This is a genomic window from Pseudomonas sp. NGC7 (assembly GCF_047159675.1).
GTDB classification, from domain to species: domain Bacteria; phylum Pseudomonadota; class Gammaproteobacteria; order Pseudomonadales; family Pseudomonadaceae; genus Aquipseudomonas; species Aquipseudomonas kermanshahensis.
In genome coordinates this window covers 1,878,837-1,904,633 of sequence record NZ_BAAFZY010000001.1, presented here as the reverse complement: position 1 = coordinate 1,904,633, position 25,797 = coordinate 1,878,837, and the positions used below count along the sequence as shown (strand labels likewise).

Below are 25,797 nucleotides of genomic sequence, written 5' to 3'. Positions count from 1 at the left end.
ATAACCTTCCTGCAGCTATGTTGCAGATAACAAGCACACCAAAGACCACCGCACTTGGCAACTTTGCCCATACTGCCGTGGTCCTAGCCTGCACACCGCAACACCTTGTATTTCTTTTTGGGGGTTACATGCATCGATCTTTGCGCCTCGCTGCCCTGCTCGGCGGCCTGCTCATGGCTGTGGCCGCTTCGGCGCGGGATATCGACGCCGCGAGCTATGGCTACCCCTTGACCAACCCGTTCGAGGCGACCATCGCCACCACGCCGCCGGAGCAACGCCCAACCTTGCCCAGCGATGAGGACATCGACCAGGACGACTACAGCCTCAACCTGCGACCCGAGCGTGAGTTCACCCTGCCCGACAACTTCTGGTCGGTAAAAAAGCTCAAGTACCGCCTGGCCCGTCAGGACCACAAGGCGCCGCTGATCTTCCTGATCGCTGGCACCGGTGCCCCTTATTCCAGCAGCATCAACGAATACCTGAAAAAGCTGTACTACCAAGCCGGCTACCACGTGGTGCAACTGTCCTCGCCCACCAGCTACGACTTCATGAGTGCGGCCTCGCGCTTCGCCACCCCGGGTATCAGCCAGGAAGACGCTGAAGACATGTACCGGGTAATGCAGGCCGTGCGCGCCCAGCACCCGCGCTTGCCGATCAGCGAGTTCTACCTCACCGGCTACAGCCTCGGCGCGCTGGACGCGGCGTTCGTCAGCCACCTGGACGAGACCCGGCGCAGCTTCAACTTCAAGCGTGTGCTGCTGCTCAACCCGCCGGTCAACCTGTACACCTCGATCAACAACCTCGACAAACTGGTGCAAACCCAGGTCAAAGGCATCGACCGCAGCACCACGTTCTACGAGCTGATGCTCACCAAGTTGACCCGTTACTTCCAGGACAAGGGCTACATCGACCTCAACGAAGCCCTGCTGTACGACTTCCAGCAGTCGCGCCAGCACTTGTCCAACGAGCAGATGGCCATGCTGATCGGCACCTCGTTCCGCTTCTCGGCAGCCGATATCGCCTTTACCTCCGACCTGATCAACCGCCGCGGGCTGATCATTCCGCCGAAGTTCCCGATCACCGAGGGCAGCAGCCTCACGCCGTTCTTCAAGCGTGCCCTGCAGTGCGACTTCGACTGCTACATGACCGAGCAGGTGATCCCGATGTGGCGCGCCCGCACCGATGGCAACAGCATCCTGCAGCTGGTTAACCAGGTCAGCCTGTATGCGCTGGAAGACTACCTGCGCGACAGCCCGAAAATTGCCGTGATGCACAACGCCGACGACGTCATCCTCGGCCCAGGCGATATCGGCTTCTTGCGCAAGGTGTTCGGTGACCGCCTGACCCTTTACCCCCATGGCGGCCATTGCGGCAACCTCAACTACCGCGTCAACAGCGACGCCATGCTGGAGTTCTTCCGTGGTTAACAAACTCCTCTTCGCCACTGCCCTGCTCGTCGCTGGCAACGCCCTGGCCGCGGAGGTCGCACCGCGCGCCAGCGTGGTCGAGGCCGACCCGCAGGTTACCGCCGCACCGCTGCCACCGGAGGCCGATGGTTTCATCGACCCGTTGCGGGCATTGAAATTCAACCCAGGCCTGGACCAGCGCGAGTTCGAACGCTCCACCCTGGAGGCGCTGAACGTCTACGACCCACTGGAATCAATCAACCGGCGCATCTACCACTTCAACTACCGCCTCGACCAATGGGTGCTGCTGCCCGTGGTGAGCGGCTATCAGTATGTAACACCGCGTTTTGTGCGCACCGGGGTGAGCAACTTCTTCAACAACCTCGGCGATGTGCCGAACCTGTTCAACAGCGTGTTGCAACTGAAAGCCAAGCGCTCGGCGGAAATCACCGCACGGTTGATGTTCAACACGCTGATCGGGGTCGGTGGGCTGTGGGACCCGGCGACCAAGATGGGCCTGCCGCGCCAGAGTGAAGACTTCGGCCAGACCCTGGGCTTTTATGGTGTGCCGGACGGGCCGTACCTGATGCTGCCGGTGCTGGGCCCCTCGAACCTGCGCGATACCACCGGGCTGGTGGTGGACTATGCGGGCGAGCAGGCGGTCAACTTCCTCAATGTGCCGGAAACCAGTACCGATCACCCGGAAATCTTTGCCCTGCAGGTGGTGGACAAGCGCTATACCACCAAATTCCGCTATGGCCAGCTCAACTCGCCGTTCGAGTATGAGAAGGTTCGGTATGTGTATACCCAGGCGCGCAAGCTGCAGATTGCTGAGTAAATAGCTACTGGCCTCTTCGCGGGCAAGCCCGCTCCTACAGGTACCCCACTGCGCTCAGGCCAGTGATACCCCTGTGGGAGCGGGCTTGCCCGCGAAGAGGCCAGTACTGCTTGCATCAAATTCCCAGAAACTGCTCCAGCTCCCGCCGCTTGACCAAAGCATCCCTGCGCCCCAGCTCGATCAGCTCACTGCAATAACTCGCCTCGAACAGCAAATAACTCAACACCCCCGCCCCACTGGTCCGCGTCGCCCCCGGCCCACGCAAGAACAGCCGCAACGCCGCCGGCAATTCACGCCGGTGCCGCGCAGCGATTTCGTCCAGCGGCTGGCTGGGCGCCACCACCAATACTTCCACCGGCGCCAGCCCCAGGCGCCGTGCATCCAGGTGGGCAGGCAGCAAGTGGCTAAGGTGATTGAGCCGCTGCAGCAGTTCGATGTCGTCTTCCAAGCTGTCGATGAAGGTGCTGTTGAGCATGTGCCCGCCAATCTGCGCCAGGCTCGGCTGCTGGCCACTGAACACTCGCTGGGTGGGCCGCGGCGGCGATGGCCGCTGCGGGTTGCCGCTGACCCCGACCACCAGCACCCGGCTGGCCCCCAGGTGCAACGCCGGGCTGATCGGTGCCGACTGGCGCACCGCGCCGTCACCGTAGTACTCGTCGCCCAGCCTGACCGGCGCGAACAACAGCGGGATCGCCGCACTGGCCAGCAAGTGGTCGAGGGTCAACGGCGTGGGTACGCCGATGCGGCGGTGGCGCAACCACGCCTCGATGGTGCCGCGGCCCTGGTAGAAGGTCACCGCCTGCCCCGACTCGTAGCCGAATGCGGTCACCGCCACGGCGCGCAGTTGTTCGGTGGCCAGGGCGTGGTCGATGCCGTCCAGGTCCAGGTGCGCTTGCAGCAGGCCGCGCAAGGGGCTGCTGTCGAGCAGCGCCACCGGTGCATGGCCACCCAGGCCCAGCAGGCTGTGGCTGACGAAGCGGCTGGCCTGGCGGATTACCCCCGGCCAGTCGCTGCGCAGCACCAGGTGGCTGCGAAAGTTTTGCCAGAAAGCGGTGAGGTTGCGCACGGTTTCGGTGAAGCGGGTGGCACCGCTGGCGAGGGTGACCGCATTGATAGCGCCAGCCGACGTGCCGACAATGACCGGGAAGGGGTTGGGCGCGCCCGGGGGCAGCAGTTCAGCGATGCCGGCCAATACGCCGACCTGATAAGCGGCACGGGCGCCGCCGCCAGAGAGGATCAGACCAGTTACTGGGGCGGGTGCCATGTATTGCTCCCTGGGTTATCGGCTGTCAGGCCTGGCCTCTTCGCGGGGCAAGCCCGCTCCCACAGGTACTCCACTGGCTTCTGGCACTTTAGAGGTCCTGTGGAAGCGGGCTTGCCCCGCGAAGAGGCCAGCACTGGCATTACAAAAATCAGCGTTTCTTCTTGTCATACAGCCTAGGCGCACCCTCGGGCCGCGACTTGAAGCGCCGGTGCGCCCACAGGTACTGCTCGGGGCACTCACGTAACACACCCTCGATCCACTGGTTGATGCGCAGGCAGTCCGCTTCTTCACTCTCCCCGGGGAAGTCCGCAAGCGGCGGATGGATCACCAAACGATAGCCGCTGCCATCTTCCAGGCGTTTCTGGGTAAAGGGGATGACCTGCGCCTTGCCCAGGCGGGCGAACTTGGTGGTGGCGGTCACGGTCGCCGCCGGGATGCCGAACAACGGCACGAACAGGCTCTGCTTGGCGCCGTAATCCTGGTCGGGCGCATACCAGATTGCCCGGCCCGAACGCAGCAGCTTGAGCATGCCGCGTACGTCTTCACGCTCCACCGCCAACGAGTCGAGGTTGTGCCGCTCACGGCCGCTGCGCTGGATGAAGTCGAACAGCGGGTTGCCGTGCTCGCGGTACATACCATCGATGGTGTGCTGCTGGCCCAGCAGCGCGGCGCCGATTTCCAGGGTGGTGAAGTGCACGGCCATCAGAATCGCGCCCTGCCCTGCCTGCTGGGCAGCCTGCAGGTGCTCGAGGCCTTCGATATGTGCCAGGCGTGCCAACCTGGCCTTGGGCCACCACCAGCTCATGGCCATTTCGAAGAAGGCGATGCCGGTGGAGGCGAAGTTGGCCTTCAACAAACGCTGCCGTTCGTCGTCGGACATTTCAGGGAAACACAGTTCAAGGTTGCGCGCGGCGATGCGTCGACGCTCGCCGGCAACCCGGTACATCACTGCGCCCAGGGCAGTGCCGACCCACAGCAGGGCCCGGTAAGGCAGCTGGACGATCAGCCACAGCAGGCCCAGGCCCAGCCACAGGCCCCAGAATCTGGGGTGAAGGAAATAGGGGCGAAAACGCGGGCGTTCCATTGAAGCTTCCGGAAAGACAAAGGCCGCGCATTCTACAACGGATCAGCGCATGTTGCGGGCAACGGGTGTTCTCGTTATAAGTCAGGGCACTTTTTTCGCAACAAGCCGTCTATGCAGACCATGAGCCTAAACCAGACCCCCGACACCGCCTCCGTGTTCCAGCTCAAGGGCAGCATGCTCGCCATCACTGTGCTGGAACTGGCGCGCAATGACCTTGAAGCCCTCGACCGCCAATTGGCGGCCAAAGTCGCGCAGGCACCCAACTTTTTCAGCAACACGCCGTTGGTGCTGGCGCTGGACAAGCTGCCGGCCAGCGAAGGCGCCATCGACCTGCCCGGCTTGATGCGTATCTGCCGCCACCATGGCCTGCGTACCCTGGCGATCCGCGCCAACCGCATCGAGGACATCGCCGCGGCGATCGCCATCGACCTGCCGGTGCTGCCGCCGTCCGGCGCGCGCGAACGGCCGCTGGAACCCGAGCCCGAGGTGAAAAAGCCCGAGCCGGCGCCTGCGCCTGCAGCCGAACCGGAAATCCGCCCGACCCGCATCATCACCTCGCCGGTGCGTGGCGGCCAGCAGATCTACGCCCAAGGCGGCGACCTGGTGGTGACCGCGTCGGTCAGCCCAGGTGCGGAACTTCTGGCCGATGGCAACATCCATGTGTACGGCGCCATGCGCGGCCGCGCCCTGGCGGGTATCAAAGGCAACACCAAAGCACGCATTTTCTGCCAGCAGATGACGGCGGAAATGGTCTCGATCGCAGGCCAGTACAAGGTCTGCGAAGATCTGCGCCGCGACCCGCTGTGGGGCTTCGGCGTGCAAGTCAGCCTGTCTGGTGACGTGTTGAACATCACCCGTCTTTAACGGATACTTGCCGTCATTTTTAGAGCAACTTTTTTACCTGTTGCCGTTTTTTGCATATTGCTGGGACACCTGTCCCGACTTATTTAGGGGTGAAACACCTTGGCCAAGATTCTCGTCGTTACTTCCGGCAAGGGGGGTGTGGGCAAGACCACCACCAGCGCCGCCATCGGCACCGGCCTCGCACTGCGCGGCCACAAGACAGTCATCGTCGACTTCGACGTGGGCCTGCGTAACCTCGACCTGATCATGGGCTGCGAGCGCCGCGTGGTGTACGACTTCGTCAACGTTGTCAACGGCGAAGCCAACCTGCAGCAAGCCTTGATCAAGGACAAGCGCCTCGAGAATCTGTACGTCCTGGCCGCCAGCCAGACCCGTGACAAGGACGCGCTGACCCAGGAAGGCGTCGAGAAAGTGCTGATGGAACTCAAGAATGACTTCGAGTACGTCATCTGCGACTCCCCGGCCGGTATCGAAAAAGGCGCGCACCTGGCGATGTACTTCGCCGACGAAGCCATCGTCGTGACCAACCCTGAGGTTTCCTCGGTACGTGACTCGGACCGCATGCTGGGCATCCTGTCGAGCAAGTCGCGCCGCTCCGAGAACGGCGAAGAGCCGATCAAGGAACACCTGCTGATCACCCGCTACCACCCTGAGCGCGTCGAGAAAGGCGAGATGCTGAGCATCGACGACGTTACCGACATCCTCGCGATCAAGCTCAAGGGCGTGATCCCCGAGTCCCAGGCAGTGCTCAAGGCTTCCAACCAGGGCATCCCGGTCATCCTCGACGACCAGAGCGATGCCGGCCAGGCCTATAGCGATACCGTCGACCGTCTGCTGGGCAAAGAAAAGCCCCTGCGGTTCATCGAAGTGCCGAAGCAAGGATTCTTCGCGCGCCTGTTTGGAGGCAAGTAAACCATGAACCTTTTTGACTTCTTTCGTGGCAGACAGAAACAGACCAGCGCGTCGGTGGCGAAAGAGCGTCTACAGATCATCGTGGCGCATGAGCGCGGCCAGCGCAGCGAACCGGACTACCTGCCGGCACTGCAGAAAGAACTGCTCGAAGTGATCCGCAAGTATGTGAACATCGGCAACGATGATGTGCACATCGAGCTGGAAAACCAGGGCAGCTGCTCGATTCTGGAGCTGAACATTACCTTGCCTGATCGCTGATTCAGCGTTCTGGCGTGATCATTGGGGCTGCGTTGCAGCCCATCGCCGGCAAGCCAGCTCCTTCAGGGTCCGCGCTGTACCTGTAGGAGCTGGCTTGCCGGCGATGGGCCGCAACGCGGCCCCAATGGTTTTCCCCGATTTAACCGAGACCACGCAATGCCGCTGTCAAACGTCCAGATCCTCCACGAAGACGCCGCCATCCTGGTGGTCAACAAGCCAACCCTGCTGCTGTCAGTGCCCGGCCGTGCCGATGACAACAAGGACTGCTTGATCACCCGCCTGCAGGAAAACGGCTACCCCGATGCGCTGATCGTGCACCGTCTGGACTGGGAGACCTCCGGCATCATCCTGCTGGCCCGCGATGCCGACAGCCACCGCGAGCTGTCGCGCCAGTTCCACGACCGCGAGACCGAAAAGGCCTATACCGCCCTGTGCTGGGGCCAGCCGGCGCTGGACAGCGGCAGCATCGACCTGCCCCTGCGCTACGACCCGCCGACCAAGCCACGGCATGTGGTGGACCATGAGCAAGGCAAGCATGCCCTGACTTTCTGGCGCGTCCTGGAGCGTTGCGGCGACCACTGCCGGGTCGAGTTGACGCCGATTACCGGGCGCTCGCACCAGCTGCGCGTGCACATGCTGTCGATCGGCCACCCGCTGCTGGGTGACCGCTTGTATGCCAACCCTGAAGCCTTGGCGGCCTATGACCGGCTGTGCCTGCATGCGGCAATGCTCAGCTTCACTCACCCGGTCAGCGGGGAGCGGTTGAAGTTCGAGTGCCCGGCACCGTTCTGATTGATGGGTGGCAGTTCCGGCCTCTTCGCGGGCAAGCCCGCTCCTACAGGGTTTGCGAGGTATCTGGGGCGCGGGGTTGCCCCGCGAAGAGGCCGACACAATTTGTGATCTATCTGCGTTAAACTCGCGCCACTGCTGTCTGGAGTGAGTTATGCGCGAAGCACTGAACACTGGCCTGATCGATTTCCTCAAGGCCTCCCCCACGCCCTTCCATGCCACCGCCAGCCTGGCCCAGCGCCTCGAGGCCGCCGGCTACCAGCGCCTGGACGAGCGCGACAGCTGGTCAACGGTGCCGGGTGGTCGGTATTACGTCACCCGCAACGACTCCTCGATCATCGCTATCAAACTGGGCAAGCAAGCGCCCCTGCTTGGCGGTATCCGCATGGTCGGTGCCCACACCGACAGCCCGTGCCTGCGCGTCAAGCCGCAACCCGAACTGCAGCGCCAAGGCTTCCTGCAGTTGGGCGTCGAGGTTTACGGCGGTGCGCTGCTGGCGCCCTGGTTCGACCGCGACCTGTCCCTGGCCGGCCGAGTCACCTTCCGCCGTGACGGCAAGGTCGAAAGCCAGCTGATCGACTTCAAGCTGCCCATCGCGGTGATCCCCAACCTGGCGATCCACCTCAACCGCACCGCCAACGAAGGCTGGCAGATCAACCCGCAGAACGAACTGCCGCCCATCCTGGCCCAGGTCGCCGGCGACGAGCGCATCGACTTCCGCGCGCTGCTCACCGAACAGCTGGCCCGTGAGCACGAGCTCAACGCCGACGTGGTGCTGGATTACGAGCTGAGCTTCTACGACACCCAGGATGCCGCGCTGATCGGCATCAACCGCGACTTCATCGCCGGTGCCCGCCTGGACAACCTGCTGTCGTGCTATGCCGGCCTGCAAGCGCTGCTGGCTGCCGACAGCGACGAAACCTGCGTGCTGGTGTGCAACGACCACGAAGAAGTCGGCTCATGCTCGGCCTGTGGCGCCGACGGCCCCATGCTCGAGCAGACCTTGCAACGCCTGCTGCCCGAGGGTGACAGCTATGTGCGGACCATTCAGCGCTCGCTGATGGTGTCGGCTGACAACGCCCATGGTGTGCACCCCAACTATGCCGACAAGCATGACGGCAACCACGGGCCCAAGCTCAACGCCGGGCCGGTGATCAAGGTCAACAACAACCAGCGCTACGCCACCAACAGCGAAACCGCCGGGTTCTTCCGCCACCTGTGCATGGCCGAAGAAGTACCGGTGCAGAGCTTCGTGGTGCGCAGCGACATGGGTTGCGGCTCGACCATCGGCCCAATCACCGCCAGCAACCTGGGTGTGCGCACGGTCGATATCGGCTTGCCAACCTTTGCCATGCACTCGATCCGCGAATTGTGCGGCAGCCATGACCTGGCGCACCTGGTGAAAGTGCTGACGGCGTTCTACCGCAGCCGCGACCTGCCGTAAGTCCGCACTGGCCTCATCGCCGGCAAGCCGGCTCCCACACGAACAGCACAAGCCTCAAGAACTGTGGCGTACCTGTGGGAGCCGGCTTGCCGGCGATGGGCCAGCACAGGCACTACTAGTGCCACGGATCAACCCGCTTCGCCTGCTACCCGCTATGCTTGTTACATGGCCCCACTGCAAAAGGATTGCTGTCCATGTCCCCCTTTCTGTCCCTGTTCGTGCCGGTGTTTCTGTTCCTGCTGCTGCTGACCATCGGCTTCAGCCTGCGCGAGCGCAACATCGGTGTGCTGATGATGTGGATCGGCACACTGGGCATCTTCGGCCTTACTTGCTGGAAGATCCTGGAGAAACTGCCCACATAAACCTCTACACTCGGTCCATCGTTTGACCTGAGGTAGATTTCCCGGTGCCTGCCCTTCTGCGTTGCCTGTCCCTGCTGCTGTTATTGTTCATCACCCCGGTTCAGGCCGCGGGCCTGCCGAGCCTGCTCGGCTCCAGCGCGCCTGCGCAGCCTGAGGCCACCGAGCCGTTGGGCAAGTCGCTGGACGAGGTGATCAAAAACCTCGAAAACGACCAGCAACGCGCCAAGTTGCTGGCCGACCTGAAAAAACTGCGCGACGCCACCAAGCAATCACAACCCACCGTCGAACAGGGCGTGCTAGGCCTGATCGGTGGTGCTTTGCATGACTTCGAACAGCAGTTCAGCGGCGATGCCAGCCCCTTCCACCGCTGGGCGGCAGAAATCGAGCAAGCCCAGGCAGAACTGACCGAACTGGTGGTCCCGGTGCACCAGTGGCCGGCGATCCTGTTCGGCTTTGCCGCGATCATCGCGGTCTGGAGCCTGCTGGCATACGCCTTCAACTGGATTGGCCACCGGGTACGGCTACGCTTCGGCCTCACCGAAGAGCTGCCCCAGCACCCGCGCACCTGGGACCTGGTGCGCTTTGCCTTGCGCAAGCTCGGGCCCTGGCTAGTGGCCTTGGTGTTCACCGTGTACCTGAGCTTCGCCCTGCCCTCGTCGCTGGGCAAGTCGATGGCCATGGTGCTGGCGTATGCGTTGGTGGTCGGCACCTGCTTCTCGGCCATCTGCGTGATCGCCTTCTCGCTGCTCGACGGCCCACACCGCCACCGCGCCCTGCATATCCTACGGCACCAGGCCTTCCGCCCGCTGTGGCTGATCGGCAGCTTTGCCGCCTTCGGTGAGGCCATGAGCGACCCTCGACTGACCGTCGCCCTCGGCACCCACCTGGCCCATGCCCTGGCCACCTTGGCCAACGTCATCGCGGCGATCTGCACCGGGCTGTTCATCCTGCGGTTCCGCCGCCCGATCGCCCACCTGATCCGCAACCAACCCTTGGACCGGCGCCTGACCCGGCGCACCCTGAGCGACACCATCGAGATCCTCGGCAGCTTCTGGTTCGCGCCCGCGTTGATTCTGGTGGGTATTTCGCTGTTCGCGACCTTCGTCTCGGCCGGCGACACCAGTACCGCCCTGCGCCAGTCGTTGATGTGCACAGTGCTGGTGGTGGTGTGCATGGTGCTCAACGGCCTGGTGCGCCGCCACGCGGCCAACCCCAAACGCGCCAACAAGCGCCAAGCGGTGTACACCGAGCGCTTGCGCAACTTCGCCTATGCCTTGGTGCACCTGTTCATCTGGCTGCTGTTCATTGAGCTGGGCCTGCGCGTGTGGGGCTTGTCGATGATCACCTTCGCCGAAGGCGACGGCCACGAGGTGAGCCTGCGCCTGCTGGGCCTGGCCGGCACGCTGATCGCCGCCTGGCTGGTGTGGATCCTGGCCGACACGGCCGTGCACCACGCCTTGGTGCGCTCGCGCCGCGGGCTGGCCAACGCCCGCGCGCAAACCATGATGCCGCTGATCCGCAACGTCATGTTCGTGGCCATCTTCATCATCGCGGTGATCGTTGCCCTGGCCAACATGGGCATGAACGTCACCCCGCTGCTGGCCGGTGCCGGTGTGATCGGCCTGGCCATCGGTTTTGGCGCCCAGTCCCTGGTAGCCGACCTGATCACCGGGCTGTTCATCATCATCGAGGATTCGCTGGCCATCGACGACTACGTGGATGTCGGTGGGCACCTGGGGACGGTCGAGGGCCTGACCATCCGCACCGTGCGCCTGCGCGACATCGACGGCATCGTGCACACCATCCCGTTCAGCGAGATCAAGAGCATCAAGAACTACTCGCGGGAGTTCGGTTACGCGATTTTCCGCGTGGCGATCCCGCACAGCATGAACATCGACCAGGCCATCACACTGATCCGCGAGGTGGGGCAGAAACTGCGTAACGACCCGTTGATGCGCCGTAATATCTGGTCGCCGCTGGAACTGCAGGGCGTAGAGAGCTTCGAGTCGGGCTCGGCGATTTTGCGGGCGCGCTTCAAGACCGCGCCGATCAAGCAATGGGAAGTGTCGCGGGCGTTCAACCTGGCGTTGAAACGCCAGCTGGATGAAGCGGGGCTGGACCTGGCGACGCCGCGGTTGTCGGTGCAGGTGGTGACGGCGGGCGGGGGCGGTATGAGCGAAACCAGTTCCTCCAGTTAGGGCCTTTTCGCGGGCAAGCCCGCTCCCACAGGATCACCACAGCGTCGAATACTGCGAGGCTCCTGTGGGAGCGGGCTTGCCCGCGAAGAAGCCACCCCATTACCCCGCCTGGGCGCGGATGCGGATTGCATCATGCCGCCAATATTCCAGGTCACAGTCGATCAGGTGCCCCTGCTGGTCACTGTTGATCCGGGTGATGTGTAGCCCCGGGCTGCCGACCGATACCTTCAACGCGGCCGCTGCCTCGATCGGCAACGCCGTCGGCAGAATCTCGAAGCACACCTGCCCATAGCCGATGCCGTAGACCCGCCCATAAATCTCGGTCAGCGACTGCGCCAGGTCCTGTTCGAGAATGCCCGGGAAATACCGCGGGTTCAGGTAGTGCTCGGCATACAGCACCGCCCGCCCATCGATACGCCGCAGCCGGCAGATCCGCACCACACTGGACAACGCCGGCAGTTGCAGCCGCGCGCAGACAACGGCAGAAGCCGGCTGCAGCCGAGCCGACAACAGCTCGGTACTCGGCACCCGCCCCTGGTCACGCACCATCGCATGAAAGTGACTACGCTCGATCAGGTCATAGGTCAGCCGCTGGGGCGCGACGAACCAGCCGCGCCGCTCTTCCCGGTAGATCAGCCCCTGGGCCTCCAGCTGTGCCAAGGCCTCGCGCAGGGTGATGCGCGTGGTGTCGAACACCTCGCTGAGCTTGCGCTCGGCCGGCAGCTTGCCACCCGGCGCCAGCAGGCCGTGTTCGATCTGCTCCTGCAGGGCGTGGCAGATGGCTGTTACCGCACGCGGGGGCATCGGTTGCATCAAAGGTTACCTATCTGGACTAGGCCAGCCCCATGACGGGGCAATTGGAGAGTAGTGCAAGCCTAGGCAGGGCTGATGAACATCCTGTGACAAAGGCACCACACGGGCTTTGCCAGTTTCGGGCCAAGCCCGCTAAATCAGGGCCTGCGATCTGGTCTACGCTGTATTTTCAGGCAGCCGGAACCCCCGGTTGAAGCCTCCCCCTACATCAAACTGTCACGCAAGCGGCCTACCTTGGCTCAAGGTTTGCTGACCTAGACCAAAGGTCGCTGACAACTGCCTCATTCACGACAACGATCGCAACAGGCACCCACCCAAGGAGCTTCGGATGAAAAAGTTCTTCATGGCGTCACTGCTCGGTTCGGCCATCGCCCTGTGTACCACGGCCATGGCCGCCGGCACCGACCTCAAGGCCCTGGAAGACGCCGCCCGCAAGGAAGGCACCGTCAACAGCGTGGGCATGCCCGATGCCTGGGCCAACTGGAAAGGCACCTGGGAGGACCTGGCCAATAAATATGGCCTCAAGCACAGCGACACCGACATGAGTTCGGCCCAGGAAATCGCCAAATTCGAGGCCGAGAAAGACAACGCCAGTGCCGACATCGGCGACGTCGGCGCCGCCTTTGGCCCGATTGCCGCGACCAAGGGCGTGAGCCAACCGTACAAGCCGAGCACCTGGGACCAGGTACCCGCATGGGCCAAGGACAATGACGGGCACTGGGCGCTGGCCTATACCGGCACCATCGCCTTCATCATCAACAAGGACCTGGTGAAAGAAGAAGAACGCCCGAAAACCTGGCATGACCTGGAGAAAGGCAAGTACAAGGTTGCCATCGGCGATGTCGGCACCGCGGCCCAGGCCGCCAACGGTGTACTGGCCGCAGCCATCGCCTATAAAGGCAGCGAAAGCAACATCGAGCCAGGCCTGCAACTGTTCACCAAGCTGGCCCAGCAGAAGCGCCTGTCGCTCGCCAACCCCACCATCCAGACCCTGGAAAAAGGTGAAGTGGAAGTGGGTGTGGTGTGGGACTTCAATGGCCTGAGCTACCGCGAGCAGATCGACCCCAAGCGCTTCGAAGTGCTGATCCCCTCGGACGGTTCGGTGATCTCGGGCTATACCACCATCATCAACAAGTACGCCAAGCACCCGAACGCAGCCAAGCTGGCGCGTGAGTACATCTTCAGCGATGCCGGGCAGACTAACCTTGCCATCGGTCACGCCCGGCCGATCCGCGCCGAGCACCTGAAGCTGCCGGCCGATGTGCAGGCCAAGCTGCTGCCCAATGAGCAATATGGTGCTGCCCAGCCGATCAAGGATGCCGCTGCTTGGGAAGCGACCTCGAAGGCACTGCCGCAGAAGTGGCAGGAGCAAGTGATCATCGAGATGGAATAACGGCCTGGATTTTCTAGTGCCTGATCCGGCCTCTTCGCGGGGCAAGCCCGCTCCCACAGGTACAGCACAGGTGTCGTTGCTGTGCTGTACCTGTGGGAGCGGGCTTGCCCCGCGAATGGGACGACGCGGTAATGACTGATACCCCAGCGGAGCCACCATGCAACACAACGTCATCCTGGTCCTGCTCGACGGCCTCAACCACCAGGTTGCCCACCATGCCATGGGCCACCTGCACGCCTACGTCGAGGCCGATCGCGCCGCCCTGTACCGCGTGGAATGCGAGCTACCGTCGCTGTCACGCCCGCTGTACGAATGCATCCTCACCGGCGTCACGCCGATCGACAGCGGCATCGTGCACAACAATGTCAACCGCCTGTCCAACCAGCGCAGCGTGTTCCACTACGCCCGCGAAGCGGGGCTGGGTACTGCGGCGGCGGCCTATCACTGGATGAGCGAGCTGTACAACCGCTCGCCGTTCGATGCGCAGCGCGACCGCCACACCCATGCGCCGAAGCTGCCGATCCAGCACGGCCTGTTCTACTGGGACGACCGCTACCCCGATTCACACCTGCTGGCCGACGCCGAATACCTGCGCCGCCGGCATGCGCCGAACTTCCTGCTGGTGCACCCGATGAGCATCGACGACGTCGGCCACCGCCATGGCCTGGACAGCAGCCAGTACCGCAACGCGGCACGCAGCGCCGACATCCTCTTGGCCGACTACCTGCCGCGCTGGCTCGAAGAGGGTTATCAGGTGCTGGTCACCGCCGACCACGGCATGAACAACGACCGCTCGCACAATGGCCTGCTGGCCGAGGAACGCGAGGTCCCGCTGTTTGTCTTTGGTGATGGCTTCAGCCTCGACCCTGCTGCCAAGCCGCTGCAAACCGAGTTGTGCGGCACCATCTGCGAGCTGCTTGGCGTGGCCCACGACAAGACCGTGTGCCGGGAGCTGCTCAAGTGAATGCCAGCCATCGCGGCCGTTACCTTGCCCTGCTCTGCCTGCTGCCATTCGCCGTGTTCTTCATCATCTTCCAGATCGCCCCGCTGGCCTGGGTGGCGATCAACAGCGTGCAATCCGAGGCGGGCTGGGGGGTGGAAAACTTCAGCAAGGTGTTCGCCTCGAAGTTCTACCTGCAGGCCTTGCAACGCAGCCTGGAGATCAGCTTCTGGTCGAGCCTGTTCGGTATCGTCATCGCTACCCTCGGGGCCTACTCGTTGCGCCAGGTGGATTCGCGGCTGCGCGACTTCGTCAGTGCCTTCGCCAACATGACCAGCAACTTCGCCGGCGTGCCACTGGCCTTCGCCTTCATCATCCTGCTGGGTTTCAACGGCGCACTGACCCTGCTGCTTAAACAGATCGGCCTGCTGGAAGACTTCAGCATCTATTCCAAAAGCGGGCTGATCCTGGTGTACACCTACTTCCAGATCCCCTTGGGCGTGCTGTTGCTGTACCCGGCGTTCGATGCCTTGCGTGAAGACTGGCGTGAGTCGGCCGCCCTGCTCGGCGCCAACCACTGGCAGTTCTGGCGCCATATCGGCCTGCCGGTGCTGACCCCGGCGTTGCTCGGCACCTTCGTCATCCTCTTGGCCAATGCCCTGGGCGCCTATGCCACGGTGTATGCGTTGACCACCGGCAACTTCAACGTGCTGCCGATCCGCATCGCTGGCCTGGTGGCCGGTGACATCAGCCTCGACCCTAACCTTGCGAGTGCCCTGGCCATGGTGCTGGTGGGGCTGATGACGCTGGTCACGGTGGTCCATCAATGGCTGCTGAAAAGGAGCTACCATGCGCGCTGAAACCAACGCCAGCAGCCTCTACCACCGCCTGGTGGTGTACCTGCTGTTCCTGATTTTGCTGTTGCCGCTGGCCGGCACCCTGCTCTACTCCGTGTCCACGAGCTGGTCGGCCAGCCTGCTGCCCAGCGGCCTGACCCTGAAGTGGTACGTGGCGCTGTGGAGCGAGCCGCGCTTTCTGGCGGCGTTCGGCCAGTCGCTGCTGGTGTGCGTGGGCGCACTGATACTGTCGGTGGTGCTGATCCTGCCGCTGCTGTTCGTGGTGCACTACCACTTCCCCAAGCTCGACGCACTGATGAACATCCTCATCCTGCTGCCGTTCGCGGTGCCGCCGGTGGTGTCCGCCGTAGGGTTGCTGCAGCTGTATGGCAGCGGGCCCATGGCCATGGTCGGCACCCCGTGGATTCTGATCGGCTGCTATTTCACCATCGCCCTGCCGTTCATGTACCGGGCAATCACCAACAACCTGCAGGCGATCAACCTGCGTGACCTGATGGACGCCGCCCAACTGCTCGGGGCCAGCACCTGGCAAGCGGCATTCCTGGTGGTGCTGCCGAACCTGCGCAAAGGCCTGATGGTGGCCCTGCTGCTGTCGTTCTCGTTCCTGTTCGGCGAGTTCGTGTTCGCCAACCTGCTGGTCGGCACCCGCTACGAGACGCTGCAGGTGTACCTGAACAACATGCGCAACAGCAGCGGCCACTTCAACAGCGCGCTGGTGATCTCCTACTTCGCCTTCGTGCTGGTACTCACCTGGGTCGCCAACCGCCTGAACAAGGACAAGACCTGACATGAGCTTCGTCAGCGTACAGCAACTGCACAAACGCTATGCCGGCACACCGGTTTTCGAAAACATTGACTGCCAGATCGAACGCGGCGAGTTCGTCACCCTGCTCGGCCCTTCCGGCTGCGGCAAGTCCACCCTGCTGCGCTGCATCGCCGGGCTAACCCCGGTGGACGGGGGGCGCATCCTGCTCGATGGCCAGGACATCGTGCCACTGAGCCCGCAGAAGCGCGGCATCGGCATGGTGTTCCAGAGCTACGCGCTGTTCCCCAACATGACCGTGGAACAGAACGTTGCCTTTGGCCTGCGCATGCAAAAGGTCAAGGCCGACGAGAGCCAGGCGCGGGTGCGTGAGGTGCTCGACCTGGTGGAGCTGGGCAGCTTCGCCGGGCGCTATCCGCACCAGCTGTCGGGTGGCCAGTGCCAGCGCGTGGCCCTGGCCCGTTCACTGGTGACCCGCCCGCGCCTGCTGCTGCTCGACGAGCCGCTGTCGGCGCTGGATGCGCGCATTCGCAAGCACCTGCGCGAACAGATCCGCGCGATCCAGCGTGAACTGGGGCTGACCACCATCTTCGTCACCCACGACCAGGAAGAGGCCCTGACGATGTCAGACCGCATCTTCCTGATGAACCAGGGCCGCATCGTCCAGAGCGGCGATGCCGAAACCCTCTACAACGCCCCCGTGGACCTGTTTGCTGCGGGCTTCATCGGCAACTACAACCTGCTCGACCCGGAAAGCGCCAGCCGCCTGCTGCAACGCCCGGTGGCCAGCCGCCTGGCCATTCGCCCCGAATCCATCACCCTGGGCCTGAATGGCGAGCTGGACGGTGAAGTGCGCAGCCACAGCCTGCTGGGCAACGTCATCCGTTACCGGGTGCGGGTGCGTGAGGTGGAGCTGGTAGTCGACGTGCTCAACCGCTCGTCTGCCGACCTGCATCCGGACGGCCAGCGGGTATCCTTGTCGATCGACCCCACGGCGCTGCGGGAAGTGGCTTAAGGAGATTCAACACAATGGCACTGGCAATTTTCGATCTGGACGAAACCCTGATCCACGGCGACTGCGCGTCACTGTGGAGCGAGCAGATGGCCCGGCTGGGCTGGGTCGACGGCAAGGACTTCCTGCGTCGCGACCATGAATTGATGGAGGCGTATGGCAAGGGCCACTTGGCGATGGAGGACTACATGGCCTTCAGCCTGGAGCCGATTGCCGGGCGCACCCTGGAAGAGGTCGAGCACCTGGTGGAGCCGTGGGTGGAGGACGTTATCGAGCCGATCATTTTCGGCGACGCCTGCCGCTGCATCGCTGAGCATCGCAAGCGTGGCGACCGTATCCTGATCATTTCCGCTTCGGGTACGCACTTGGTCGGGCCGATTGCGGCGCGGTTGGGCGTGGACGAGTACTTAGCGATCGAGTTGGAGGCGGTGAATGGGGTGTACACCGGCAAGACCCATGGGGTGCTGACCTACCGTGAAGGCAAGATCACCCGGTTGCTGGAGTGGCTGGATCAGGAGCAGGAGAACCTGGAAGGGGCGAGTTTCTATTCCGATTCGCGGAACGATCTGCCGTTGTTGTTGAAGGTGGACCATCCGTTTGTGGTGAACCCAGATGCGGTGTTGCGCGAGCATGCCGAGATCAATGGCTGGCCGATTCTGACTTGGCGCTGATCATACTGGCCTCTTCGCGGGACGAGCCCGCTCCCACAGGAATATCACAGGCTCAGGATCAGTGATTTACCTGTAGGAGCGGGCTTGCCCCGCGAAGAGGCCGGGCCTGCTTACACCAGGCTCGGATCGATGACCATCACCAGCTTGCCCGACACTTGGTTAGTCTCAAGCTCGGCATACGCCGCCTGGGCAAATTCCACCGGGTAGGTATCCACCAACTGCGCCGACAACCGCCCTTCGGCGAACAGCGGCCACACCTGCTGCAGCAACTCACGCAGCAACTCGGCCTTGAAGCCATCGTCACGGTTGCGCAGCGTTGAGCCGGTGATTTCCAGGCGCTTACCCAGCACCTGTGCCAGGTCCAGCTCGAACTTTCGTCCGCCCATCAGGCCGATGATCACCCAACGCCCGTCACGCGCCAGCAGTTTGAGGTTGAGTTCCCCATAACTGGCACCCACCGGGTCGAGAATCACGTCGAACGGCCCAACGCCTTCCAGCGCACCGAGGTTCTCGTTACGCACCACGCCACCGGCAGCGCCCAGCGCTTCGCAGTAGGCCAGGCGATCCTGCGAGCCAACACTCACATACACCGGGTTGCCAAACGCCTTGCACAACTGGATCGCCGCCGACCCCACGCCGCTGGCCCCTGCGTGTACCAGCACTTTCTCGCCGGCTTTGACGGCACCCAACTGGAAGATGTTCAACCACGCCGTGGCGTACACCTCAGGCAGTGCCGCCGCTTGGTGCAAGCTCAGACCTTCAGGTACCGGCAGCACATGGCGGGCATCGACCACCACTTCTTCAGCCATCGCACCACTGGCCAGCAGCGCACACACCCGCTCGCCCACACGCCAATCGGCGCCCGGCCCAACTTCTTCGATAATGCCGGCGCACTCCAGGCCCATATAAGGGCTGGCGCCAGGCGGTGGCGGGTACAGCCCCTTCATTTGCAACAGGTCGGCGCGGTTCAGCCCCGCAGCAGCCACGCGAATGCGTACTTGGCCCGCGTCAAGGGCCGGGCGCTCGGCCTCGACCCACTCCACATGTCCGTCTTCGCCTTGCAATGCCTTCACAGTGCCTCCATAGTTGAATCATGACTGAGCCTGGGGAACCCTCGCCCCGGGCTTTTTGCAGTATTTGTCCGGCTCCATGGAACCGGCAACGGAAAAGACGGCCTACTATGCGTGATCAATTGCCTCCACGTCGAATCAGCATGAAGCATTTCCTCCCAAGCACCGCCCTGGCCCTGATGATTGGCCTCGGCAGCCTTACGCTCGGCGGCAATGCGGCGGCCGCCAACAAGTGGGACAGCCTGCAGCCGGACCGCGACGAAATCGTCGCCAGCCTTAATGTGGTGGAACTGCTCAAGCGCCACCACTACAGCAAGCCACCGCTCGATGACGCCCGCTCGGTGATCATCTACGACAGCTACATCAAGCTGCTGGACCCTGCGCGCAGCTACTTCACCGCGGCCGACATCGCCGAGTTCGACAAGTGGAAGACACAGTTCGACGACTTCCTCAAAAGCGGCAACCTCGACCCGGGCTTCACCATCTACAAACGCTACCTTGACCGCGTCAAACAGCGCCTGGACTTTGCCCTGGCCGAGCTGAACAAAGGCGTCGACAAGATCGACTTCACCACCAAGGAAACCTTGCTGATCGACCGCAAGGACGCCCCGTGGATGAAGAACCAGGCCGAACTCGACGACCTGTGGCGCAAGCGTGTCAAAGACGAAGTGCTGCGCCAGAAGATCGCCGGCAAAGAGCCCAAGCAGATCCAGGAAACCCTGACCAAGCGCTACAAGAACCAGCTGGCGCGCCTGGACCAGACCCGTGCCGAGGATATCTTCCAGGCCTACATCAATACCTTCGCCCAGTCCTACGACCCGCACACCAACTACCTGTCGCCGGACAACGCAGAAAACTTCGACATCAACATGAGCTTGTCGCTCGAAGGCATCGGCGCAGTACTGCAAAGCGACAACGACCAGGTCAAGATCGTTCGCCTGGTGCCGGCAGGCCCTGCCGCCAAGACCAAGCAGGTCGCTCCGGCCGACAAGATCATCGGCGTGGCCCAGGGCAACAAGGAAATGGTCGACGTGGTCGGCTGGCGCCTGGACGAAGTGGTCAAGCTGATCCGCGGCCCAAAAGGCTCGGTGGTGCGCCTGGAGGTCATCCCGGCCAGCAATGCCCCGAGCGACCAGACCAGCAAGATCGTTTCGATCACCCGCGAAGCCGTCAAGCTTGAAGAGCAGGCGGCGAAAAAGTCGGTGCTCAAGCTCAAGCAGGATGGCCGTGACTACAAGCTGGGCATTATCGAGATCCCGGCCTTCTACCTGGACTTCAAGGCCTACCGTGCCGGTGATCCGGAGTACAAGAGCACCACGCGCGACGTGAAGAAGCTGCTCACCGAACTGCAAAAAGAGAAAGTCGACGGCGTAGTCATCGACCTGCGCAACAACGGCGGCGGTTCGCTGCAGGAAGCCACCGAGCTGACCAGCCTGTTCATCGACAAGGGCCCGACGGTGCTGGTGCGCAATAGCGACGGCCGCGTCGACGTGCTCGAGGACGAAAACCCGGGCGCCTTCTACAAAGGCCCGCTGGCACTGCTGGTCAACCGCCTGTCGGCCTCGGCCTCGGAGATCTTCGCCGGTGCCATGCAGGACTACCACCGGGCACTGATCGTCGGTGGCCAGACCTTCGGCAAAGGCACCGTGCAGACCATCCAACCGCTCAACCATGGTGAGCTGAAACTGACCTTGGCCAAGTTCTACCGGGTGTCTGGGCAGAGCACCCAGCACCAGGGCGTGCTGCCGGACATCGACTACCCATCGATCATCGACACCAAGGAAATCGGCGAGAGCGCCCTGCCCGAGGCGATGCCGTGGGACACCATCCGCCCGGTGGTCAAGCCAGCGGCCGACCCGTTCAAGCCGTACCTGACCCAGCTCAAGGCACAGCATGAAGCGCGCAGCGCCAAGGATGCCGAGTTCACCTACATCCGCGACCGCCTGGCCCTGGCCCAGAAGCTGATGAACGAGAAGACCGTCAGCCTCAACGAGCAAGAACGCCGTGCCCGCCACGATGAGATCGAGGGCAAGCAGTTGGCCCTGGAAAACATCCGCCGCAAGGCCAAAGGTGAAGAGCCGCTCAAAGAGCTGAAGAAGGAAGATGAAGACGCATTGCCGGCTGAAGATGAAAACACCAAGCCGGAAGATGATGCCTACCTGTCCGAGACAGGGCGCATTCTGCTCGACTACCTGAGCGCAAGCTCGCAGGTGGCCAAGCACTGAGGCTAGGCATGCGTTAACCAAAAAGGGCCGGGTGTGAAAGCACCCGGCCCTTTTCTTTGTATGTGAGCAGCCTTGTGCTGCGAAGAGGCCAGTGAAAACACCGCAGATCTTTGGTGTTTTCACTGGCCTCTTCGCAGCACACGGCTGCTCCTACAACGTCCTGCGCTCGGCTGAATCAGGCTTCTTCGGGGTAACGGTACTCGAACACCCGAACCACTTCCGAGGCATGCCAGGACGCCGCTTCCATGCCATCGACCGGCCCGGCAAAACGCCCGAGCCGCTCTACACACTCGAAAAAACCGGTGCGCGGCAGGCGGCTGGCACCCTGGCTGATCACCAGCGAACTGCGCAAAGGCTGCTCGGCACGGGCGTCGAGCACCGCCAGGTACTCCAGCGCGGCGGTCAGCGTCTGCATGGCCGGGCTGGGCAATTGCAAGCGCTCGATAAGCGCACGGTACGTCAGCAGATGACGTTGACGACGGGCCAGGTCAAGCTCGTCCAGCAGGCTCTGCCAGTGCTGGCGGCTGATCCTGACCTGGCTCATGAGGGTTCGCTCCAACCCGCCACACCCAGGTGCCAGGCCAGGGCGCGGCGGATGGCAGCGTCCGGCTGTCGCTCGCCTGACTCGATCATGGCCAGGTACGCGGGGCTCACACCCACATTGCGCGCCAAAAGCTCAGGGGCGATGCCCTTAGCTTGGCGAATGTGTGCCACCTCGCTGAACGCCGGTAAAGGTGCAGCACTGGCAGCATCGCTTTGCACTTCACTGACACCCGCCTCGACGGGCGGCTGCCCCGCTGCCTTCAGCAGTGCCTGGTATTGCTCCCAGGGAACGACGGCGTACTCGGGCTGACCGTCCCGGCTAATAACCTGAATACCCATTACAACCCCCTTACTTAGGATTACGGCATGTAATCCGTAGGCATAATCCTTATGCCAATTATATTACCAAGTACGGGAGTCTGTGCAGCTCAGGCTGATTTCACTGCGTATTGCGTTCCAGGCGCAGGGCTTCGGGGGTATCCGGCAAGCGTTCCACCACGCGCAAGCGCTCTGGGGCCTGGCTGTCGCGCCAGGCTTTGAAACGCGCCAGCTCATCGGCCACGGTCTTCAACACCCAACCCAGCACGGCGATGTCGTCAAGAAAGCCCACGCCCAGCAGCCAGTCGGGGATGGCGTCGATAGGGCTGACGAAGTACAGCAGGCCGGCAACGATGGTCACCAGCGCCTTGGGGCTGATGGCGCGGTACTCGCCGCGCCACCAGGCCAGGCACAGCGACTGCAGCAGCTTTACATCCTCGCGCAGCTGGCCGATCCGTGGGCCTTTGCGGGCCACGGCGAACAGCAAGGCCGGCAACCGCCCGCGGCTGAGCAGGCGCTCGGCCAACGGCAGAAAACGGGCGAAATTCCAGGGTGCGCTCATGGAGCCTCCGAGAGGGACAGGTTATCCACATTTATTGTGGATAACCTTGTGAACAGGGCGAAGTTTCTGACGTCAGGTGCCCACTAGGCAAGGGTCCCGGTCAGATCGGGCGTTTTTTACACAGTCGTTTCAGATTCGCAAACGATTTGCGTCAGAAGCATCCTACTTCATCACGCTGCTATTGCTCGGACAGTATCAGCCGCCAGAGGTTCTTCTCAGCCGATTGCCCCAAACGAAAACGCCCCGTCAAGACGGGGCGTTTTACGCAAACCAGCCAGTGTTACTTGGCAGGCTCTTCTGCTGGCGCTTCTGGCTCGGCCCCCTGCAGCTGGGCCGGGTCTTTGATGGCGATCAGCTCAAGGTCGAACACCAGTACCGAGTTGGCAGGGATCAGCGGGCTCGGGCTCTGGGCACCGTAGGCCAGTTCGGCCGGGATGAACAGCTTGTACTTCTCGCCGACGTGCATCAGTTGCAGGCCTTCGACCCAACCTGGGATCACGCCGCTGACAGGCAGGTCGATCGGGCTGCCGCGCTCGACGGAGCTGTCGAACACCTTGCCATCGGTCAGCTTGCCTTCGTAGTGAACAGTCACTACGTCGGTCGGCTTAGGCTGCGGGCCGTCGGCCTTCTTGATCACTTCGTATTGCAGGCCCGAAGCGGTGGTGACAACCCCCGGCTTCTTGGCGTTTTCTTCGAGGAACTTCTTGCCGGCGGAGGCGGCTTCTTCGCTGGCCTTGGCCAGACGCTCTTCGGCGCGCTTCTGCAGCGAGGTGAAGGCTTCTACCAGCTCTTCGTCCTTGATGCGCTGCTCTTTCTTGCTGACGGCGTCTTCGATGCCGAGGGCGACCGCTTTCGAATCAAGGTCTTCCATGCCTTCCTGAGCCAGGCTCTTGCCCATGTTCAGGCCGATACCGTAGGAGGCTTTCTGTGCCGGAGTCTTCAGCTCGGGGCTGCTGGCCTGTTGGTCGCAGCCAGCCAATACCAGGCCTACCAGGGCAACCGCAGCCGCCAAACGATGCTGTTTCATGCTATTTCCTTGTTCATGCGCCATAAGGGCAATCAGGGTAAAGCCGCGAGCTTAGCAGGCGGCCATGACCAATGGCTACCGGCATAGGAGCGGGTTTTGCTAAGGAAGTTCAGTACTTAAAGGGTTATTCATCTGACACATTAGAGCCACTGGCCAGTATTGACCCTTTATGCCGAATTCGCCTGGGTTTACCCGCCAAAAATTTCACTTCGTTCTGAGTTGTCAGGGGTATTGCCCCTCACGGTACTGCCCCGCCACCTCACGCAGCACCTCGCACACCCACTGCCCTGGCACGCTCTGCTCCAGCGCCGCATTGCGGCACAGGCCCACCGACCCGCCCGGCTCGCGCACGCCCAAGTCGAGCTCGACCAGCTCACCACGGCCCAGGTCGATCAGCACCGCATCCCGTGGCGCCACCCACACCGCATCACTGCCCAGCAGGTAGCGGCGGCTCAGGGCCAGCGAGAGGGTTTCCAGGCGTTGCGCGGGCATCTGGATACCGCATTGTACGAACAGGCTGTCGGCGTGCTGGCGAATGGTGGTGCCAGGGGGCGGCAACACCAAGGGGTAACGCCCCACCTGTGCCCGCTCGACAGGCGTGTTGGCCAGCAACGGGTGCCCCGGCCGCACGACCAGGCTCATCGATTCGCTGTACAGGTGCTCGAACGACAGGCCCTGAATTTGTGGGCTGTCGGTCATGCGCCCCACCACCAGCTCCAGCTCACCCAGGCGTAGCTGGCCCAGCAACTGCGCGCTGGCACCGGTCACCACGCTGATCAGCAACGCCTCATGGCGTTGATGCAGGCGGCACAGCACCTCGGGCATCAACAAGCCCTCGACCGTGGACAGCACGCCAATGCGCACCTGCGACGGTGCCCGCGCCTCGCCGCGCAGGCTGCTGACGCCATCGCGCAGCGCCTGCACGCTGGGCCCTGCATACCGCATGAAGCGGGTGCCGGCCGGGGTCAGCTCGACGCCCTGCCGGCTGCGTTCGAACAAGCGTGTTTCCAGCAGCGCTTCGAGTTCCTTGAGCGTCTTGGAAATCGCGGGCTGGCTGATGGCGAGGATGTCTGCGGCCCTGGCCAGGCTGCCCTGCCGGGCAATCTCCAGGAAGCACAGCAGGTGGCGGTACTTGATGCGGGTGTCGAGGTTCATGGCCTCAAGCTTACCGCATGGCTACCTGCGGTGTATCCGGGTCGCGCTGCTGGCGGCGGAACTGCCCCGGCGGCAAGCCATGGATCTGCCGGAAGCGCCGCGAAAAGTACGCTTCATCAGCAAAGCCGCACAGCCGAGCCACCTCACCGACCGGACGGCTGCCGTTAAGCAGGTAATTGCGCGCGGCGTGCATGCGCCGCTCCAGCACCAATTCGCTGAAGGTCTTGCCGATTTCCTTGCGCAGCCAATGGGTCAGGTAGGTGGGCGACAGGTACGTGGCGGCGGCGACCTTCTGCAGGTTGAGGTCGGGGTCGTCGATGTGCCTGCGCAGGTACTCGCTCATGCGCCCCAACGCGGCGCGCCGGCTGAGTTGCGCAGCATTGCTCTCGGCCAGCTCGCGCAGGGGGTCGGCGTACAAGCCGCACACCTGGCCGATCAGTTGCAGCAACAGGCCCTTGAGGATTTCACGGCTGCCGAAGCGGCGGTTGGCATCGAGTTCACGCATCTGCCCGAGAATACGCCGCACCTCGCTGAAATCGGCCTCGGCGAGGTGAAAATCCAGGTGCTCCTGGAAGCGGAACGGTGACAGTTCAGGGGCCTGCAGTATCGACACTTCTTCCAGGTCCATGGGGTCGCAAGGCAGGTGCGGCAGCAGGAATGTCTGGGAAAAGTTGATGACCACGAAATCGCTGTCGTCCGGGTGCGGGATGACATGCACCCGGTGCGGCAGGATGAAGGCCAGGGTGTTGCGTTTGAACGGGCGCTGCACGCTGCCGATGTGCTGCACCGTATCGCCGCCAAAATTGACCTGGATCTGAAAATATTCGTGTCGGTGTGGCGCGGTTTCGGCCGGCCGGCCGCGCTGGTCGCGGATGTAGAAATCCATCAGCTCGCTGCGCTGTTGCATGACGTAGGTCGGGACTTCGCGCTTGGGGGGCATGGGGGTCTCCGGTCGGGGGCTTGGCGCTGACGTTGCCTGCCATGCGGGAATTCTGAACGGCAAGCGGCTTGCCTGGCAATGAGTTGTAC

General features: G+C 62.9%; 26 protein-coding genes. 16 read left to right on the top strand and 10 right to left on the bottom strand.

Annotated features, from left to right (window positions below; genetic code table 11):
• Positions 1–128 precede the first annotated feature (128 nt).
• On the top strand, positions 129–1,427 hold the full coding sequence (locus ACMCNM_RS08755; RefSeq protein WP_099453207.1) for a serine/threonine protein kinase: 1,299 nt from the start codon (positions 129–131) through the stop codon (positions 1,425–1,427).
• 73 nt (positions 1,428–1,500) lie between these two features.
• A complete protein-coding gene (locus tag ACMCNM_RS08750) occupies positions 1,501–2,244 on the top strand; it encodes a VacJ family lipoprotein (protein WP_374707410.1) in 744 nt (247 codons plus the stop codon).
• 115 nt (positions 2,245–2,359) lie between these two features.
• On the opposite strand, the gene ACMCNM_RS08745 is transcribed toward ACMCNM_RS08750, so the two are convergent.
• Together ACMCNM_RS08745 and ACMCNM_RS08740 are read right to left on the bottom strand one after the other, a co-directional pair.
• Entirely contained in the window at positions 2,360–3,508 is a 1,149-nt protein-coding gene (locus ACMCNM_RS08745) for a patatin-like phospholipase family protein (RefSeq protein ID WP_186682262.1), read from the bottom strand.
• 148 nt (positions 3,509–3,656) lie between these two features.
• Positions 3,657–4,592 (bottom strand): lipid A biosynthesis lauroyl acyltransferase, encoded by a 936-nt coding sequence (locus ACMCNM_RS08740; protein ID WP_027595918.1) that lies wholly within the window; start codon positions 4,590–4,592, stop codon positions 3,657–3,659.
• A 111-nt stretch (positions 4,593–4,703) separates the two neighbouring features.
• Here ACMCNM_RS08740 and minC point away from each other — a divergent pair, with 111 nt between their 5' ends.
• The 7 genes from minC to ACMCNM_RS08705 all read left to right on the top strand — a co-directional run bounded on the left by minC (position 4,704) and on the right by ACMCNM_RS08705 (position 11,419).
• The gene (minC, locus tag ACMCNM_RS08735; protein WP_027595917.1) at positions 4,704–5,456 is read left to right on the top strand and encodes a septum site-determining protein MinC; all 753 of its coding nucleotides are present in this window, start codon (positions 4,704–4,706) and stop codon (positions 5,454–5,456) included.
• A 99-nt stretch (positions 5,457–5,555) separates the two neighbouring features.
• The gene (gene minD / locus ACMCNM_RS08730; RefSeq protein WP_027595916.1) at positions 5,556–6,368 is read left to right on the top strand and encodes a septum site-determining protein MinD; all 813 of its coding nucleotides are present in this window, start codon (positions 5,556–5,558) and stop codon (positions 6,366–6,368) included.
• Positions 6,369–6,371: 3 nt separating this feature from the next.
• Positions 6,372–6,626 carry a cell division topological specificity factor MinE gene (gene minE, locus ACMCNM_RS08725; RefSeq protein ID WP_003252572.1) on the top strand — a complete coding sequence of 85 codons (255 nt, stop codon included), beginning with the start codon at positions 6,372–6,374 and terminating at the stop codon, positions 6,624–6,626.
• Between the two features lie 156 nt (positions 6,627–6,782).
• Complete coding sequence (locus tag ACMCNM_RS08720) at positions 6,783–7,418, top strand: RluA family pseudouridine synthase (RefSeq protein WP_027595915.1); 636 nt, start codon at positions 6,783–6,785, stop codon at positions 7,416–7,418.
• Between the two features lie 151 nt (positions 7,419–7,569).
• Positions 7,570–8,859: a M18 family aminopeptidase gene (locus tag ACMCNM_RS08715; protein ID WP_027595914.1), complete on the top strand. Its 1,290-nt coding sequence runs from the start codon at positions 7,570–7,572 to the stop codon at positions 8,857–8,859.
• 194 nt (positions 8,860–9,053) lie between these two features.
• A complete protein-coding gene (locus ACMCNM_RS08710; protein WP_167334464.1) occupies positions 9,054–9,221 on the top strand; it encodes a hypothetical protein in 168 nt (55 codons plus the stop codon).
• 44 nt (positions 9,222–9,265) lie between these two features.
• Positions 9,266–11,419, top strand: coding sequence for a mechanosensitive ion channel family protein (locus ACMCNM_RS08705; protein ID WP_027595913.1), 2,154 nt, complete (start codon positions 9,266–9,268; stop codon positions 11,417–11,419).
• A gap of 99 nt (positions 11,420–11,518) precedes the next feature.
• Here the strand turns inward: ACMCNM_RS08705 and ACMCNM_RS08700 are convergent, their stop codons facing one another.
• A complete protein-coding gene (locus ACMCNM_RS08700) occupies positions 11,519–12,232 on the bottom strand; it encodes a UTRA domain-containing protein (protein ID WP_412764219.1) in 714 nt (237 codons plus the stop codon).
• Positions 12,233–12,560: 328 nt separating this feature from the next.
• On the opposite strand from ACMCNM_RS08700, the gene ACMCNM_RS08695 reads away from it, so the two are divergent.
• From ACMCNM_RS08695 to ACMCNM_RS08670, 6 genes are all read left to right on the top strand, one after another.
• Positions 12,561–13,625, top strand: a complete 1,065-nt coding sequence (locus tag ACMCNM_RS08695) for an ABC transporter substrate-binding protein (protein WP_412764218.1) — start codon at positions 12,561–12,563, stop codon at positions 13,623–13,625.
• A 157-nt stretch (positions 13,626–13,782) separates the two neighbouring features.
• Entirely contained in the window at positions 13,783–14,589 is an 807-nt protein-coding gene (locus ACMCNM_RS08690) for an alkaline phosphatase family protein (RefSeq protein ID WP_027595910.1), read from the top strand.
• Complete coding sequence (locus tag ACMCNM_RS08685; protein ID WP_275749621.1) at positions 14,586–15,425, top strand: ABC transporter permease; 840 nt, start codon at positions 14,586–14,588, stop codon at positions 15,423–15,425. Before ACMCNM_RS08690 ends, ACMCNM_RS08685 begins: the two co-directional genes overlap by 4 nt.
• A complete protein-coding gene (locus ACMCNM_RS08680) occupies positions 15,415–16,209 on the top strand; it encodes an ABC transporter permease (protein WP_412764217.1) in 795 nt (264 codons plus the stop codon). The genes ACMCNM_RS08685 and ACMCNM_RS08680 overlap by 11 nt, the downstream gene beginning before the upstream one ends.
• Before the next feature lies 1 nt (position 16,210).
• Positions 16,211–17,200 (top strand): ABC transporter ATP-binding protein, encoded by a 990-nt coding sequence (locus ACMCNM_RS08675; protein ID WP_412764216.1) that lies wholly within the window; start codon positions 16,211–16,213, stop codon positions 17,198–17,200.
• A 14-nt stretch (positions 17,201–17,214) separates the two neighbouring features.
• Complete coding sequence (locus ACMCNM_RS08670) at positions 17,215–17,868, top strand: HAD family hydrolase (RefSeq protein ID WP_186683349.1); 654 nt, start codon at positions 17,215–17,217, stop codon at positions 17,866–17,868.
• Positions 17,869–17,978: 110 nt separating this feature from the next.
• Here ACMCNM_RS08670 and ACMCNM_RS08665 read toward each other — a convergent pair whose 3' ends face one another.
• Positions 17,979–18,941, bottom strand: coding sequence for an NAD(P)H-quinone oxidoreductase (locus tag ACMCNM_RS08665; RefSeq protein WP_412764215.1), 963 nt, complete (start codon positions 18,939–18,941; stop codon positions 17,979–17,981).
• A 140-nt stretch (positions 18,942–19,081) separates the two neighbouring features.
• Here ACMCNM_RS08665 and ACMCNM_RS08660 point away from each other — a divergent pair, with 140 nt between their 5' ends.
• Positions 19,082–21,163 carry a carboxy terminal-processing peptidase gene (locus tag ACMCNM_RS08660; RefSeq protein ID WP_027595904.1) on the top strand — a complete coding sequence of 694 codons (2,082 nt, stop codon included), beginning with the start codon at positions 19,082–19,084 and terminating at the stop codon, positions 21,161–21,163.
• Positions 21,164–21,338: 175 nt separating this feature from the next.
• Here ACMCNM_RS08660 and ACMCNM_RS08655 read toward each other — a convergent pair whose 3' ends face one another.
• The 6 genes from ACMCNM_RS08655 to ACMCNM_RS08630 all read right to left on the bottom strand — a co-directional run bounded on the left by ACMCNM_RS08655 (position 21,339) and on the right by ACMCNM_RS08630 (position 25,708).
• A complete protein-coding gene (locus ACMCNM_RS08655; RefSeq protein WP_027595903.1) occupies positions 21,339–21,707 on the bottom strand; it encodes a hypothetical protein in 369 nt (122 codons plus the stop codon).
• Complete coding sequence (locus ACMCNM_RS08650; RefSeq protein ID WP_186676171.1) at positions 21,704–22,045, bottom strand: helix-turn-helix domain-containing protein; 342 nt, start codon at positions 22,043–22,045, stop codon at positions 21,704–21,706. The genes ACMCNM_RS08655 and ACMCNM_RS08650 overlap by 4 nt, the downstream gene beginning before the upstream one ends.
• Before the next feature lie 100 nt (positions 22,046–22,145).
• Positions 22,146–22,586, bottom strand: a complete 441-nt coding sequence (locus ACMCNM_RS08645; RefSeq protein ID WP_027595901.1) for a YkvA family protein — start codon at positions 22,584–22,586, stop codon at positions 22,146–22,148.
• A gap of 280 nt (positions 22,587–22,866) precedes the next feature.
• On the bottom strand, positions 22,867–23,613 hold the full coding sequence (locus ACMCNM_RS08640) for an FKBP-type peptidyl-prolyl cis-trans isomerase (protein ID WP_027595900.1): 747 nt from the start codon (positions 23,611–23,613) through the stop codon (positions 22,867–22,869).
• Between the two features lie 222 nt (positions 23,614–23,835).
• On the bottom strand, positions 23,836–24,768 hold the full coding sequence (gene pcaQ / locus ACMCNM_RS08635) for a pca operon transcription factor PcaQ (protein WP_099428531.1): 933 nt from the start codon (positions 24,766–24,768) through the stop codon (positions 23,836–23,838).
• A gap of 10 nt (positions 24,769–24,778) precedes the next feature.
• Positions 24,779–25,708 (bottom strand): helix-turn-helix transcriptional regulator, encoded by a 930-nt coding sequence (locus tag ACMCNM_RS08630; protein ID WP_027595898.1) that lies wholly within the window; start codon positions 25,706–25,708, stop codon positions 24,779–24,781.
• Positions 25,709–25,797: the final 89 nt, after the last annotated feature.

Bases quoted from the DNA above. Each gene is read 5' to 3' on its own strand.
- minC (WP_027595917.1), top strand. From the start codon at position 4,704: ATGCAGACCATGAGCCTAAACCAGACCCCCGACACCGCCTCCGTGTTC.
- ACMCNM_RS08655 (WP_027595903.1), bottom strand. From the start codon at position 21,707: ATGAGCCAGGTCAGGATCAGCCGCCAGCACTGGCAGAGCCTGCTGGAC.
- ACMCNM_RS08680 (WP_412764217.1), top strand. From the start codon at position 15,415: ATGCGCGCTGAAACCAACGCCAGCAGCCTCTACCACCGCCTGGTGGTG.
- ACMCNM_RS08740 (WP_027595918.1), bottom strand. From the start codon at position 4,592: ATGGAACGCCCGCGTTTTCGCCCCTATTTCCTTCACCCCAGATTCTGG.
- ACMCNM_RS08670 (WP_186683349.1), top strand. From the start codon at position 17,215: ATGGCACTGGCAATTTTCGATCTGGACGAAACCCTGATCCACGGCGAC.
- ACMCNM_RS08640 (WP_027595900.1), bottom strand. From the start codon at position 23,613: ATGAAACAGCATCGTTTGGCGGCTGCGGTTGCCCTGGTAGGCCTGGTA.
- ACMCNM_RS08755 (WP_099453207.1), top strand. From the start codon at position 129: ATGCATCGATCTTTGCGCCTCGCTGCCCTGCTCGGCGGCCTGCTCATG.
- ACMCNM_RS08675 (WP_412764216.1), top strand. From the start codon at position 16,211: ATGAGCTTCGTCAGCGTACAGCAACTGCACAAACGCTATGCCGGCACA.
- ACMCNM_RS08690 (WP_027595910.1), top strand. From the start codon at position 13,783: ATGCAACACAACGTCATCCTGGTCCTGCTCGACGGCCTCAACCACCAG.
- ACMCNM_RS08720 (WP_027595915.1), top strand. From the start codon at position 6,783: ATGCCGCTGTCAAACGTCCAGATCCTCCACGAAGACGCCGCCATCCTG.
- ACMCNM_RS08650 (WP_186676171.1), bottom strand. From the start codon at position 22,045: ATGGGTATTCAGGTTATTAGCCGGGACGGTCAGCCCGAGTACGCCGTC.
- ACMCNM_RS08645 (WP_027595901.1), bottom strand. From the start codon at position 22,586: ATGAGCGCACCCTGGAATTTCGCCCGTTTTCTGCCGTTGGCCGAGCGC.
- ACMCNM_RS08695 (WP_412764218.1), top strand. From the start codon at position 12,561: ATGAAAAAGTTCTTCATGGCGTCACTGCTCGGTTCGGCCATCGCCCTG.
- ACMCNM_RS08715 (WP_027595914.1), top strand. From the start codon at position 7,570: ATGCGCGAAGCACTGAACACTGGCCTGATCGATTTCCTCAAGGCCTCC.
- ACMCNM_RS08710 (WP_167334464.1), top strand. From the start codon at position 9,054: ATGTCCCCCTTTCTGTCCCTGTTCGTGCCGGTGTTTCTGTTCCTGCTG.
- ACMCNM_RS08660 (WP_027595904.1), top strand. From the start codon at position 19,082: ATGAAGCATTTCCTCCCAAGCACCGCCCTGGCCCTGATGATTGGCCTC.
- ACMCNM_RS08700 (WP_412764219.1), bottom strand. From the start codon at position 12,232: ATGCAACCGATGCCCCCGCGTGCGGTAACAGCCATCTGCCACGCCCTG.
- ACMCNM_RS08745 (WP_186682262.1), bottom strand. From the start codon at position 3,508: ATGGCACCCGCCCCAGTAACTGGTCTGATCCTCTCTGGCGGCGGCGCC.
- ACMCNM_RS08630 (WP_027595898.1), bottom strand. From the start codon at position 25,708: ATGCCCCCCAAGCGCGAAGTCCCGACCTACGTCATGCAACAGCGCAGC.
- minE (WP_003252572.1), top strand. From the start codon at position 6,372: ATGAACCTTTTTGACTTCTTTCGTGGCAGACAGAAACAGACCAGCGCG.
- pcaQ (WP_099428531.1), bottom strand. From the start codon at position 24,768: ATGAACCTCGACACCCGCATCAAGTACCGCCACCTGCTGTGCTTCCTG.